This is a genomic window from Ruegeria sp. CG4 (assembly GCF_056537185.1).
The window spans coordinates 83285-96443 of sequence record NZ_JBQFRB010000012.1; the positions used below are offsets into that span (position 1 = coordinate 83285).

The window sequence follows — 13159 nt, forward strand, 5'->3', positions numbered from 1 at the left end:
TGCGAATCCGAGGGCGTCGAGTTGAGCGATCATGAAAAGCCATTGTGGCTGAATACCAGCCGCGAGCATGTGGACAGCACCCGGCTGACTGCCGATCTGACCGTGGATCTGGCGATAATCGGCGGGGGGTACACCGGCTGTTCCGCTGCCCTGACGGCCGCCAAAGCAGGCGCATCGGTCTGTCTGCTCGAGGCGCAGGAGATCGGGCACGGCGGATCGGGGCGCAATGTGGGGCTGGCCAATGCGGGCCTATGGCTGGCCCCTGACGACATCCGCGCACATCTCGGTAAGGCGGAAGGCGACCGGTTGATTGACCTGTTGGCCGGGGCTCCGGACGAAGTCTTTCGCCTGATCGGGCAACACGGAATTGACTGTGCGCCGGTCAGGAACGGGACATTGCATTGCGCACATTCCCCGGCAGGCAATCAGGACCTTGCGAAACGCCATGCGCAGCTCCGCGCATCCGGCGCTCCGGTCGAGCTGTTGACTGCCGAGGAAACCAGCAGACGTACCGGCAGTTCCGCGTTTCACGGTGCGCTTTTTGATCCCCGGGCGGGAACCATCCAGCCGCTGTCTTATGTTCAGGGGCTTGCCCGGGCCGCAATCGCGGCCGGGGCGCGAGTGTTCACGAACAGCCCCGTACGATCCGTGACACAGAACGAGGGCGGCTGGTCACTGATCACGGAAGGCGGAGTTGTTCGGGCCAAGGCGCTCATTCAGGCGACAAACGCCTATCACTGCGACCTGCAGGAAACCGCGCCTGCCTACGTGCCGGTCTACTACTTCCAATATGCAACGCAGCCTTTGCCGGATGGTGTGCGCGACACCATCCTGGCGGGTGGCGAAGGGTGCTGGGACACCGGCCTGATCATGACATCCTTCAGAATGGATGCCGATGGGCGCTTTATCATCGGCGCGATGGGGGATCTGGGTCACGCCGGGCGGTGGGTCCATTCCGGGTGGGTGCGCCGCAAGATGGCCGAGCTTTATCCGCAACTGGCGGACCAACCGCTGACAGATGGCTGGCATGGGCGAATTGCAATGACATCGGATCACATCCCGAAAATCACTCGGCTTGGACCGCGCGCCTTGTCCGCACACGGCTTTTCCGGGCGTGGTATCGGGCCGGGAACCGTGTTTGGGCGTCTCATGGCCGAAAGCCTTCTGGTGGATGATCCGTCAGTGCTGCCAGTACAGCCCGTGGATGCGCATCGTGAAGGCTGGACAGGATTGCGACGCGCCTTTTTTGAAACAGGCGCGGCATTGACGCATCTGGTGAAGGCACGGTTCTGAGGTCAGACGGATCGCGTGATGCCACCGTCGACGCGAATGTTCTGACCCGTGATGTACCCGCCTCCTTCGGATGCCAGCAGGGCAACGACGGACGCGATCTCAGCATAGCTGCGACCGTACCTTCCCATGGGTATGCGCGCCCGGAATTCCTCTTTCTCGGGCAAGCTGTCGATAAAGCCGGGCAGGACGTTGTTCATGCGGATGTTGTCTGCTGCGTAATTGTCCGAAAACAGTTTTGTAAAGGCCGCCAGCCCAGCCCGGAACACGCCTGAGGTCGGAAACACCGGATCCGGTTCGAATGCGGCGAAGGTCGAGATATTGATGATCGATCCGCCGCCCTGCGTCTGCATGATTGGTGTGACCAGCCGTGTCGGGCGGACGGCATTCATGAAATAGACGTCCATTCCGGTGTGCCAGTCCTCGTCCGTCAGTTCCAGAACAGGCGCGCGTGGTCCGTGTCCGGCGGAATTGACCAGCACGTCAATGCGGCCCCATTGCGCCATGGACGTATCAACCAGCCTTTGCAGATCTTCATTGGACTGGTTCGATCCGGTAACGCCGACGCCGCCCAACTCATCCGCCAGCGCCTCGCCCTTGCCGGATGAGGACAGGATGCCGACCTTGAAGCCATCCGCCGCCAGCCGACGGGCCGCATCCGCCCCCATGCCGCTGCCGCCTGCCGTGATCAGAGCCACTTTTACCATTTCTTCTCTCCGATTGAATGTCTGGATTGAATGTGGAGGTTGCGGCCGGGTTTGACCAATCAGTTCTTCTGCCATAAAACAGTAGAAAATCTACTGGTTATTGCAATGGCCGCTCTACCTCCGTTGAATGCATTGCGGGCTTTTGAAGCTTCGGCACGACACCTGAACTTTCGACGCGCCGCTGATGAACTGGGCGTTACACAAGGCGCGGTCGCGCAGCAGGTGCGCGGGTTGGAGGCGCGGTTGGCGGAAAAACTGTTCGACCGCATGCCACGCGGGTTGCGCCTTACTGAAGCGGGGCGGCGGTTTCACGCACCGCTGCAACGGGCCTTCCAGCTTATCGAAGAGGCCGTCGATGACCTGGCCGGCACAAGGCAGATCACCATTTCGGTTACACCCAGCTTCGCGTCGAAATGGCTGGTCCCGCGCCTGAACACATTCACGGACCTGCACCCCGACATCTCGGTTCAGGTAGACGCCCGCGAGCGGCTGGCAGACTTCCGGGCCGACAATGTAGATATCGCCGTCAGGCAGGGTCGCGCACCTTTCGGGCCCGGGCTGATCGTAACACCCCTGTTTTCGACCGAGTTCGTTGCCGTTTGCAGTCCGGGCCTGGCAGGGAATGTGCGGGCTGCGCGTGATCTTCTGGGCCAGGTCCTGCTGAACGATACGCACGGACTCTGGCCGCTTTTTCTTGAGCGTGTCGGAGTAACCGGCAAACCCCGGATGATGAGTTTCAGCCAGACCAGCCTTGCCATCGATGCGGCGATGTCGGGGCAGGGGATCGCGCTAGCAAACGCACCGCTGGTAGAGAGGGAACTGGAATCCGGTCGTCTTGTGCAAGCACTGCCGGATGTTCTGATCGGGGATCTGGGATTTCACGTCGTGGCACCTGCCAATCCACGACAGCCAGAACTGGTCGGGTTGGTTCGCGACTGGCTGTTGTCTCAGACCTGAAGCCTTGCCGCGACCGCTTCGATCCGGTTTCGCAGCCACCGATGCGCGGGGTCGTTGGTCGATCGTTGGTGCCAGACCATGTAGATCGAAACCGGGTCGCAGTTGAACGGAAGCGGCGCGCAATCAAGCGAAGACAACGGCCCCTGCTTCATCAGCGCCGTGTCGGTCGAGATCAGATCGCTGCCTTTCACGAAAGATGGAATAGCGTTGAAATGCGGCAGGGCCACGGTGGGTGGCCTGATCTGCGACTGATCAACGCCGCGCATCACCGCGCGCGAACTGCGCCCATCGGCAAACCGCACTTCGACATGTTCCGCCTGACAATAGCTGGGCCAACTGTCCGGAGGCGTTCGCATCGCGCCGTCATAGAAAATCATCAGCGGGCTGGTGATCAACAGCTTCTGAATGATGTCCGGCCCGTCCGGCGGCAGCGGCGTCAGCATCAGTTGGCACCTGTCACCGCGCAGCAGGTCGGGGTCGGGAACACCTGACGGAATAAAACCAAGTTCAACGCGAATGCCGTCCGCGCGGCTGGCGCGCAGCAGCTCGGGAAAGATCAGCTCGCGCGGCATGTCGTTGGTGGCGATCCCGAACGCCATTTCTTCGGACAAGGGATCGAATGGGCGCTCGTGGGTCAGGGCCCGCATATCGTCGAGCAGCGTCTGAACCGGCTCTTTCAGGGACAAGGCGCGCTCGGTCGGGGTCAGGCCCTGACCTGAACGAATGAACAGCGGATCGTTCAACACCAGTCTCAGCTTCGCCAGTGTATGACTGATTGCAGATTGCGTAACGCCAAGCCGGTCGGCCGCCTTCGAGACCGAGCTTTCCTCGAGTATTGTCAGGAAGATGCGCAGCACCTTGCCATCCAAATCAGTAAAATCAGTTTTGCTCATACAATCTATGATTATTCATGAATGGATTTGCTGTCCACGGCAGGATAGGCAGCTTTCAGATCAGGAGGCGCGAAATGGGAATACGCTTTTTCTCGGACAAGAACCGACCCGTCCACATGGGGGCTTACCCAATGGAGCGGTTGGTTCGGCAGGACAACCTTCCGGATCTGTCGCTTGTGCCGCCGATGAAAGAGCTCAGCTTTCACCGCCCCGACCAGCCTGAAAGCATCGTAAACGCGATGGGCGAATTTCAGGCCATGATGGATGCTATCCGTGACGGGTTCGTGAACCCCGCGATGGCTGGAATCCCGGACAGCCCGTCGGAGCGTGCCAATCATCTGAAGGCGTTTGGTTATTTCAATGATGCCTCGATGATCGGATGCGGACCGCTGCCGGCTGAGGCGCTGTTGCCCGAACCCCGGAGAAACCGAGATATCGACCGGCTGGCCCACGCCCTGAGAACGCGCCAGACCAAGACGCTGGCCTCGGGCATCGATGTGATCATGGCGGATCTGAAGGAAAGCATGGAGGCGGAGACCGGCTCGATAGACACCCACCGACACGCGATTGTTTTCCTGTACGAACATCATCGCGACCCGGACGCGGATGAGCCGGGGACAGAGTGGATCAGGGATGCACAGGACCATCGTGCCTGCCTTTTGGCGACCGAAAACGCGGTGGTGATTGCCAACTATATCCGATTGCTCGGGTTCGATGCGCGGGCGCACACGGTCATGTCGTCCGAGGTGGATCTGAACAGGCTGGCCGTTGCCGCGGGGCTGGTCACGGCCGAGGGCGGCGCGCTTGTCGCCCCCTGGCTTGGCAAACGGTTCGGGTTGGCCGCAATCACCGCCGAGATGGAGATCGCCCATGACAAGCCCCTGAAGCCCATGGCGCAGCAGCCGTGGTTCAAAACTCAGGGTCCCGCGTGGTGGTTGGGTGCAGGTTTCGCCAAAAGTGCGCTGAACCGTGACCTCTATGCCAAGCGGCGCTATGTGGATGGCGCGCATCCGTTCGAAAAGCTGACGCGTGTCGACGATCCAACCACATACATTGACGAGGAAAACGTGGCCCGTGTGCCGAAACGGGCGGACATGTTTGCCCGCGCGCAATTCGGAGATATGGGCAAGCCCCTTCAAGACGCGGCCAAAGGCGGGCACTACGTCCGCAAATCCGCGCCCAGCTTCGCACAAAGGCGCGCGCTGGGTGCCTTCGTTCTGTTGCAGGATGGCGACAGCGCCGACGGGTGCAAGCCAACAGATGCGCAGCGGAACGCCGCGAACATCAAGGCGGCGTCCTACTTTCTGGGGGTTGATGCGGTCGGTCTCAGTCGGTGCCCGGACTGGGCCTGGTATTCCCACGACGCAACCGGCGAAGCCATCGATCCGCCCCATGATCAGGCCGTCAGCATGATCATTGATCAGGGGTATGAGACGATGGAAGGCGCCAGCGGTGACGATTGGATCAGCGTCGCCCAGTCCATGCGTGCGTATCTTAGATTTTCCTTACTGGGCGGAGTGATTGCCCAGCAAATCCGCAATCTGGGCTACAAGGCCAAGGCGCATACGGTCATGGATGGCGAAGTGCTGCAGCCACCACTGCTGTTGCTGTCCGGGTTGGGCGAAGTCAGCCGCATTGGCGAGGTGATCCTGAACCCCTATCTGGGGCCGCGTCTGAAATCGGGCGTGGTAACGACAGATATGCCGATGAGCCACGACAAGCCCATCGACTTTGGCCTGCAAAGCTTTTGCGAGTCGTGCAACAAATGCGCGCGCGAGTGCCCCTCGGGGGCGATCACTGCCGGACCGAAACTGATGTTCAACGGCTATGAAATCTGGAAGTCCGACAGCCAGAAATGCGCCACCTATCGGATCACGACACCGGGCGGGTCCATGTGCGGGCGGTGCATGAAAACCTGCCCTTGGAACCTTGAAGGCCTGTTCAGCGAACGCCCTTTCCGCTGGGCAGCGATGAACATCCCATCCGCCGCACCCGTGTTGGCGCGATTGGACGACGCGGTCGGAAATGGCGGTTTGAACGACACCAAGAAATGGTGGTGGGATATCGAGTTGCAGGCGGACGGGGCCTATCGCCCTTCGACCCATCCCCTGAACCGGCGTGACCTGCAAAAGGATCTGGACCTGAAATACGAGGATCAGACGCTGGCCGTCTACCCGGCTTACCTGGCCCCGCACCCATGGCCCTATCCGTTCGCGATGGACCGCGAGGCCGGGATCGCCGCCTATGAGGCTCTGGTTTCGGCAGACGAGTACAAGGCGCGCAAAGCTGCCGGGGATATGAGCGTGGTTCACCGCTATCAGATCGCCGGAGACGCACCGGTGATGCGGGTTGAACTGACCAGGGTCGACAAGTTGTCTTCTGATGTCACGAAATACGAATTCTCGGCCATGGATGGTGCGCCGTTGCCGGACTGGACTGCCGGCGCACATCTGGATGTATTGGTCGCCCCGGAATTTCTGCGTCAGTATTCCATGTCGGGCGATCCTGCTGACCGGACTACGTATCAGATCGGCGTCCTGCGCGAAGATGAAGGGCGCGGCGGTTCGGCGCTGTTGCACCGTATCTTCGGCAAGGGGCGCAAGGTATTCATTTCAAAACCCATCAATCACTTTGAACTGGATGAGACTGCCAGCAAGACGTTCCTGATGGGCGGCGGTATCGGCATCACCCCGATGATTGCCTTTGCGCACAGGCTTCACGCGCTGGGCAGAGACTTCGAGCTGCACTATTCCGCCAGTACGCGGGCGGACGCTGGTTACCTGCAGGACCTTGCCGCAGCGCCCTGGGGCGATCATGTGCACTACCATTTTTCAGACGAAAACACCCGGGCCGATCTGGATGTCATCCTGTCTGATTATCAGGAAGGATGGCACGTTTATACCTGCGGTCCGGATCGATATATGGACGGCGTGATACAAGCGGCAGAACGACAGGGTTTTCCCGAAGACGCCCGGCATCTGGAGTATTTCTCGGTTCCCGAGCAACCCGAATACGAAAACCATCCGTTCATTCTGAAGCTAGCAAAGTCAGGCAGGGAGCTGACCGTCCCATCGGACAAGGATGCCGCGCAGGTTCTGAATGAGGCGGGAATTCATGTGGATGTGAAATGCGCCGACGGCATTTGCGGGGTCTGCAAATGCGGGGTTATCTCGGGCGAAATTGAGCATCGTGATTTTGTGTTGTCGAACCGGCAGCGCGAAGGAGCTATCATTTTATGCCAAAGCCGCGCCGCGAATGCGGATGGCGTGATCGAGATTGACCTCTGACAATTGTTCAAAAACGACTTTGGGAAACCTAAATTTTGGTCGTTCCGGCCATGGACGCCACCTGGTTGCTGCACTAACGTCCCGTTCAAACCCCAGTTAATCCTGATCCACAGGTGCGAGGTAAACAAATGGACTATCACAGCCCCAACAGTTTCGAAGAAGCTTCGGCGCTGGCAGCGAATGCAACGGGAACGACCCGGTTTCTTGCAGGCGGCACCGACGTACTGGTGCAATTGCGTTCGGAACTGGTGACCCCCGATACACTGATCGACGTGAAAAAAATCAACGGGGTGCGGGACATCACCCGTAACGCCGATGGCAGCTGGACCCTTGGCGTCGCCGCCAGCGGTGCCGAAATGAGCGAGCACCCCGAGCTTGGCCGCGACTGGCCCGGCGTGGTCGAGGCAATGGATCTGATTGGCTCGACCCAGGTTCAGGGACGCGCGACTTTGACGGGCAACCTGTGCAACGGCTCGCCTGCGGCTGATTCCGTGCCGGCCATGGTAGCGGCCGGTGTCACGGTGACCGTGACCGGTCCTGACGGCACGCGGGAGGTCGCGGTTGAAGATATTCCTGTCGGCCCCGGAAAGACCTCGCTGACCAAGGGCGAGTTGATTTCCGCGGTGCACATTCCGGCGCGGGGAGACAACGGTGGAGACGCATATCTGCGCTTCATTCCACGTACCGAGATGGACATCGCCGTCGTCGGCGTCGGCGTGAACCTGCGCCTGGATGGTGATAAGATCACCGAGGCGCGTGTTTCGCTGGGTGCGGTGGCCCCGACCGTTCTGCTGGTCGAAGACTGCGCCAAGGCCATCATCGGCACCACTCTGGACGACGCCGCGCTTGATGCACTGGCTGCGGCTGCATCCGCGGCCTGTAATCCGATCAACGACAAACGCGGCACAATCGAATTCCGCACCGAAGTTTCGGGTGTTCTGGCAAAGCGCGCCGCGAAAATCGCCTATGCCCGCGCGAAGGGAGAGCAAGCATGAGCAAGTTACACGTATCCACCACCGTTAACGGTGACGCGGTTGAATACCTGTGTGATCCCCGCGAAACCCTGCTGGACTGCCTGCGTGACAAGCTGAACCTGACCGGCGCCAAAGAAGGCTGCGGCACCGGCGATTGCGGCGCGTGTTCAGTTACGGTTGACGGCCGTCTTGTATGCTCGTGCCTGATGCTGGGTGTCGAGGCGGAAGGTAAGCAGATCGAAACCGTCGAAGGTATCGCGGATGGCGATGTTCTGCACCCGCTGCAGAAGAAATTCATCGAATACGCCGCCCTGCAATGTGGCATCTGCACGCCGGGTATTCTGGTTGCGGCGAAGTCCCTGCTGGAAAAGAACCCGAACCCGACCGAGGAGGAGACCCGGTACTGGCTGGCGGGCAACCTGTGCCGCTGCACGGGATATGACAAGATCATTCGTGCCGTGATGGATACGGCAGCTGAAATGCGGGAGGCTTCGTAATGGCACTCGACGATCGGAAATCCGAATTCAATTTCGTGGGTACCCGTCCTGACCGGCCGGATGGTCTGGATAAGGTGACGGGCCGGGCCCGGTTTGGCGCCGATGCTTATGCGCCCGGGATGTTGCACGGCGCGATCCTGCGTTCCCCTCATGCGCATGCCCGGATCGTGAAGATCGACGCATCGAAGGCCGAGGCGCTGAAGGACGTCAAAGCCGTTGTGACCCGGGCCGATTTCGCGGATGTGCCCTTCAAGCCCGGTTTGGAAGGCGAATTCTGGAGCGTGCTGGAAAACGTCATGGCGGGTGAAAAGGCCCTCTATGATGGTCACGCTGTTGCGGCGGTTGCGGCCACGTCGGCTTTGGCTGCCCGCGATGCGCTCAAGCTGATCGAGGTAGAGTACGAAGTGCTGCCCCACGTCACGGATGTGGACAAGGCGATGGCCCCTGATGCGCCGGTAATCCGCGAAGGGGCTGCGGACTATTCCGTGCCCGAAGGGATGCACCCCAACGTCGTGCGCTATCACGAAAGCGGCCATGGCGACGTCGAGGCCGGGTTTGCCGAGGCGGATCTGATCCTGGAAGACAGTTTTGTGACTGAGGCAACGCATCAGGGCTATATCGAACCGCACGCCTGCCTTGGATCTCTGGGCAGTGACGGCAAGGGTGAGCTGTGGTGCTGCACGCAAGGCCATTGGTACGCGCAGAAATACTGCGCCACGCTGGTAGGCATTGAAACGGCGCAACTGCGGGTGACCGCCTCGGAAATCGGTGGTGGCTTTGGTGGCAAGACCACCGTGTTCATCGAACCGGTTGCACTGGCGCTGAGCCGCAAGGCCAACCGGCCTGTTAAGATCGTGATGAGCCGCTCTGAAGTATTCCGTGCTACCGGACCGACCTCGTCCGCGTCGATGGATATCAAAATCGGCATGAAAAAGGACGGCACGATCACAGCGGCCGAAGGTATCTTCCGACTGCAGGGCGGTGCCTTTCCGGGAGCGCCCGGGGATATGACCGCCATGTGCGCTTTTGCGCCCTACAACCTGACCAATGTTCGTCAGGTGGGCTATGACGTTCTGGCCAACCGTCCGAAACAAGCCGCTTATCGCGCGCCCGGCGCGCCCATGGGGGCCTTTGCGGTGGAATCCGTGCTGGATGAGCTGTGCAAAAAGCTGGGGCTGGATCCGGTGGACGTGCGTCTGAAGAACGCGGCGCACGAAGGCACCAAAGCCAGTTATGGCCCGACTTACGAACGTATCGGTCTGGTCGAAACACTTGAGGCGGCCAAGGCCCATCCCCACTATTCGGCACCGCTGAAACCGGGGCAGGGGCGCGGCATTTCGTGCGGGTTCTGGTTCAATCACGGTGGTGAAACCAGCGTCTCGCTTGCGCTGTCCGAGGACGGCTCGGCCCAGGTTATGGTCGGCACACCTGACATCGGTGGCTCGCGTGCGTCGATGGCCCTGATGGCGGCCGAAGTGCTGGGTATCCCATACGAGAACATTCGTGTCACCGTCGCGGATACGGCGACGCTGGGCTACAATGACGTAAGCCACGGCTCGCGCGTGACCTATGCCAGCGGACTGGCGACCATCAAGGCAGCCAGAAACGCTGTGGAACGTCTGTGTGAACGCGCGGCGGCCAAATGGGGTATCCCGGTCGATGCGGTGAAATGGGAAAACGGCTGTGCCGTGCCTTCGGGTCCGAACGCAGGCGATTTCGACCCAATGCCGCTGGCTGATATCACAGCCGATATGGGTGCGACCGGTGGCCCGATCTCGGGGCATTTCGAAGCCACTCCGGAAGGGGCGGGTGTGTCATTCGGCACCCATATCGTCGATGCCGAGGTCGATCCGGAAACCGGCAAAACCGCGATCACCCGCTATACGGTCATTCAGGATGCCGGTAAGGCCATCCACCCGACTTACGTGGAAGGTCAGTATCAGGGCGGTGCCGCGCAAGGCATCGGCTGGGCGCTGAATGAGGAGTATATCTACGGCGACGATGGCCGGCTGCAGAACTCGATTTTCCTCGACTATCGCATTCCTGTCGCCAGTGACCTGCCGATGATCGACACGGTGATCGTCGAAGTGCCCAACCCCGGCCACCCGTTCGGTGTGCGCGGCGTGGGCGAGACCGGCATCGTGCCGCCGCTGGCGGCCATCGCCAACGCTGTCTCCAATGCGGCGGGCGTGCGGATGAAGCAACTGCCTATGTCGCCGCCCCGCATTCTGGCGGCGCTCAAGGACAATGGTTGAGGTCCACCTCTGGTCCGGCCTCCGGTCTCTGACCGGGGGCCAGCAGGTGGTCGAGGTGCAGGCCAAAACCACCGGCGAGCTGCTGCGCGAACTTGTTCGCGCGCATCCGCAATTGCAGGCACCGATTGATGCCGGAGTATCAATTGCCATCGATGGCCGTGTTATCGCCTCGGGACTGACCGAACCGATCCCGGAAGGCAGCGAGATTTACCTGATGCAACGCCTGCGTGGCGGCTGAGCGAGGTTGACCCGGAAGGGGCAACGATCAGTTCACTAAGTCTTCGGCTATTTGATCCACGGCGGTTTGCAGAGAGTCGCGTCGATATTGCGTGCTGTCGGCGAAGGCGTCGAAACGGGCCGAGGCCCTCAGAATTTGAACGCCGTCCCGTGGGGTGATATCGAAACTGATCGAAGAGATAATGCAGTTTCCCAGCAAGGCGCGGATTTCAATACAGATTCTGCGTGCCTTTTCGAACACTTCCGCGCGGTTGCCCAGAGTGTTGTGAAGATTGTGGCCACCAATCAGCCGCACCCGGGCCGAGATGAGTTCGCCGTTCTTGACGACTGACGGATCGCCGGTTTCGTAATCCGGGACATATTGCAGGTTTCCGATGATCCTGACGGTTCCATCCCGTGAAAGCGTGGCGTTGGATTTGGAAACATTACATTTTGTTCCCAGGTTGCCCAGTACTTCGAAACAGTATCCCGCCAGAGTTTGCGGCGCGCGTGCATGGGCATAAAGTTCCTGAAAATCCGGCTCTGGCAGGGTTTCTCCGGGCTTCAGCAAAGCCTCAAACGGCATTTCCAGCTTGTATGACACATAGCGGCCTGTGGTCAGGTCCGTGGGGTTGAATGCTGCGTTCAGCTTCTTGTTGTTGCGAAGCCAGGCAACAAGTGGTGGGCCTTCGGCAAGTTCACCCACGGTTTCAAACGCCGCGTCGTCGCCGGACTGCGCCTGTGAAACCGCGCGGCTGATTTGATAGCCCCAGTACATCGTCGGCAGATACCAAACCGCAAGTAGGGCGAGGATCGACAGAGTCAGGGCCGTACCTATCAGTTTCATTGCCGGGAAACCTCCTGCGGCGCGGGTTCAAGCAGCGCAAGGTCACCACCGACCGCGGCGGTCAGCAGCATGATATGCGTGTCCTCAAACGTGTCATCTCCGATCAGCGTAAAGTCGTTTTCCGAGACATAGACATCACGTCCTGCCATGCCGCGATATTCGATTGGCTGGTCCGGCAGGTCGCCCACCAGGACATGGGCCGCACTGTGGGGGGCTGTTACATTGGTGTCCGCAGGCACACCCATGACCTGCCGGTACCATGCGTCAAACGCGCGATAGCCGGTGTTGAAGCTGTAAATCTGGTTCGTGTACAGATCATTGCCGTTTTCCGCCTTGGCCTGCGCGGGCCAATGCGCCTGTGGCCTTCGCCATGGTGCAACCATGCAAGGCCCCGGGGCATCATTCGCGCCAAATTCAAAGTTCGTTACAAAGTCGCTGATCCTGATTGCCTCGAACGGCACGTCCTGTTCAGGCGCCACAAGACCCGAGTTCTCGCCGATCATCGCGACATGCGACAGGGTGACTCCCCTGGCTAGTTGCAGGTTCCAGATCACGTTCTGGCGGAAGCTTTGCAGCACCAGATAGACGGGTGCCGACGTGTCCGTGACAAACACGTCCACGGCGAACATCCGTCCCTGCGCCCGGGATCCGGTCTGAAAGTGTTTTTTCGAAACCTGCACACCTTCGATATGGTCGATCAGCGCATTCGCGATGGCCCGGTTCGAGAACACATGGGTCGTTGTCGGCAGCGTGCCGGTCTCCATGCGCACGTTATAGACAACATCATTCGGCTGCGGTCTTTTGAAGGTGCATTCGGAATTGACGGCAAAAGGGATCAGCACGTTGGGCGGCGCGTCCTGCCCTGCCGGATCAAAGCCCGTCGCCACATCCAACACGGTCAATTGTTCCCGGTCCGCAGTTGCCAGACCCGGGCTGGGAATGCTCCAGCCTTGATCGGTGATCTGGCGAACGTCCTGCACAGGCTTGGGTTGTGGCTGTGAGGCCGACTGGTTGTCCGGGGCTGCTGCTTGCGACAGTTTCCACTCGTCGAACATCATCAGGGCGTAAAACCCGCCAATTCCGGCCATGGCCGCCAATATGGCCCAGATCATCGCGTTGCGGAGATTATGACCCTTCGGCGCCGATTCACTGGGTGTAAATTCGGTTTGGATTTGCGCTGGCGGAGGGGTGCCGTGTTTCTGCTGAATGCGTTGTATTCGTTCTGAAAAATCTTGC

At 60.2% G+C, this 13159-nt stretch carries 11 protein-coding genes; 7 read left to right on the forward strand and 4 right to left on the reverse strand.

Annotation, left to right across the window (positions count from 1 at the left end; all coding sequences use genetic code 11):
• Positions 1-21: 21 nt before the first annotated feature.
• On the forward strand, positions 22-1293 hold the full coding sequence (locus tag ACR0J2_RS22165) for an NAD(P)/FAD-dependent oxidoreductase (protein ID WP_480813882.1): 1272 nt from the start codon (positions 22-24) through the stop codon (positions 1291-1293).
• Between the two features lie 2 nt (positions 1294-1295).
• Here the strand turns inward: ACR0J2_RS22165 and ACR0J2_RS22170 are convergent, their stop codons facing one another.
• Positions 1296-1997, reverse strand: a complete 702-nt coding sequence (locus tag ACR0J2_RS22170; RefSeq protein WP_480813883.1) for an SDR family oxidoreductase — start codon at positions 1995-1997, stop codon at positions 1296-1298.
• A 105-nt stretch (positions 1998-2102) separates the two neighbouring features.
• Between ACR0J2_RS22170 and ACR0J2_RS22175 the strand changes: the two genes are divergently transcribed.
• A complete protein-coding gene (locus ACR0J2_RS22175; protein ID WP_480813884.1) occupies positions 2103-2954 on the forward strand; it encodes a LysR substrate-binding domain-containing protein in 852 nt (283 codons plus the stop codon).
• Here the strand turns inward: ACR0J2_RS22175 and ACR0J2_RS22180 are convergent.
• Entirely contained in the window at positions 2945-3847 is a 903-nt protein-coding gene (locus ACR0J2_RS22180; protein ID WP_480813885.1) for a LysR family transcriptional regulator, read from the reverse strand. The genes ACR0J2_RS22175 and ACR0J2_RS22180 overlap by 10 nt on opposite strands.
• 74 nt (positions 3848-3921) lie before the next feature.
• On the opposite strand from ACR0J2_RS22180, the gene ACR0J2_RS22185 reads away from it, so the two are divergent.
• The 5 genes from ACR0J2_RS22185 to ACR0J2_RS22205 all read left to right on the forward strand — a co-directional run bounded on the left by ACR0J2_RS22185 (position 3922) and on the right by ACR0J2_RS22205 (position 11098).
• Positions 3922-7134, forward strand: a complete 3213-nt coding sequence (locus ACR0J2_RS22185; RefSeq protein ID WP_480813886.1) for a reductive dehalogenase — start codon at positions 3922-3924, stop codon at positions 7132-7134.
• Positions 7135-7262: 128 nt separating this feature from the next.
• On the forward strand, positions 7263-8129 hold the full coding sequence (locus ACR0J2_RS22190; protein ID WP_480813887.1) for an FAD binding domain-containing protein: 867 nt from the start codon (positions 7263-7265) through the stop codon (positions 8127-8129).
• Complete coding sequence (locus ACR0J2_RS22195; RefSeq protein WP_170615926.1) at positions 8126-8605, forward strand: (2Fe-2S)-binding protein; 480 nt, start codon at positions 8126-8128, stop codon at positions 8603-8605. Before ACR0J2_RS22190 ends, ACR0J2_RS22195 begins: the two co-directional genes overlap by 4 nt.
• The gene (locus tag ACR0J2_RS22200; RefSeq protein WP_480813888.1) at positions 8605-10860 is read left to right on the forward strand and encodes a xanthine dehydrogenase family protein molybdopterin-binding subunit; all 2256 of its coding nucleotides are present in this window, start codon (positions 8605-8607) and stop codon (positions 10858-10860) included. Before ACR0J2_RS22195 ends, ACR0J2_RS22200 begins: the two co-directional genes overlap by 1 nt.
• The gene (locus ACR0J2_RS22205) at positions 10853-11098 is read left to right on the forward strand and encodes a MoaD/ThiS family protein (RefSeq protein WP_170615930.1); all 246 of its coding nucleotides are present in this window, start codon (positions 10853-10855) and stop codon (positions 11096-11098) included. The genes ACR0J2_RS22200 and ACR0J2_RS22205 overlap by 8 nt, the downstream gene beginning before the upstream one ends.
• A 27-nt stretch (positions 11099-11125) precedes the next feature.
• On the opposite strand, the gene ACR0J2_RS22210 is transcribed toward ACR0J2_RS22205, so the two are convergent.
• On the reverse strand, positions 11126-11923 hold the full coding sequence (locus ACR0J2_RS22210; protein ID WP_480813889.1) for a hypothetical protein: 798 nt from the start codon (positions 11921-11923) through the stop codon (positions 11126-11128).
• Entirely contained in the window at positions 11920-13035 is a 1116-nt protein-coding gene (locus ACR0J2_RS22215; RefSeq protein WP_480813890.1) for a hypothetical protein, read from the reverse strand. Before ACR0J2_RS22215 ends, ACR0J2_RS22210 begins: the two co-directional genes overlap by 4 nt.
• Positions 13036-13159 lie beyond the last annotated feature (124 nt).

Coding starts and splice junctions, on each gene's coding strand:
- ACR0J2_RS22170 (WP_480813883.1), bottom strand. CDS start 1,997: ATGGTAAAAGTGGCTCTGATCACGGCAGGCGGCAGCGGCATGGGGGCG.
- ACR0J2_RS22175 (WP_480813884.1), top strand. CDS start 2,103: ATGGCCGCTCTACCTCCGTTGAATGCATTGCGGGCTTTTGAAGCTTCG.
- ACR0J2_RS22180 (WP_480813885.1), bottom strand. CDS start 3,847: ATGAGCAAAACTGATTTTACTGATTTGGATGGCAAGGTGCTGCGCATC.
- ACR0J2_RS22185 (WP_480813886.1), top strand. CDS start 3,922: ATGGGAATACGCTTTTTCTCGGACAAGAACCGACCCGTCCACATGGGG.
- ACR0J2_RS22190 (WP_480813887.1), top strand. CDS start 7,263: ATGGACTATCACAGCCCCAACAGTTTCGAAGAAGCTTCGGCGCTGGCA.
- ACR0J2_RS22195 (WP_170615926.1), top strand. CDS start 8,126: ATGAGCAAGTTACACGTATCCACCACCGTTAACGGTGACGCGGTTGAA.
- ACR0J2_RS22200 (WP_480813888.1), top strand. CDS start 8,605: ATGGCACTCGACGATCGGAAATCCGAATTCAATTTCGTGGGTACCCGT.
- ACR0J2_RS22205 (WP_170615930.1), top strand. CDS start 10,853: ATGGTTGAGGTCCACCTCTGGTCCGGCCTCCGGTCTCTGACCGGGGGC.
- ACR0J2_RS22210 (WP_480813889.1), bottom strand. CDS start 11,923: ATGAAACTGATAGGTACGGCCCTGACTCTGTCGATCCTCGCCCTACTT.
- ACR0J2_RS22215 (WP_480813890.1), bottom strand. CDS start 13,035: ATGATCTGGGCCATATTGGCGGCCATGGCCGGAATTGGCGGGTTTTAC.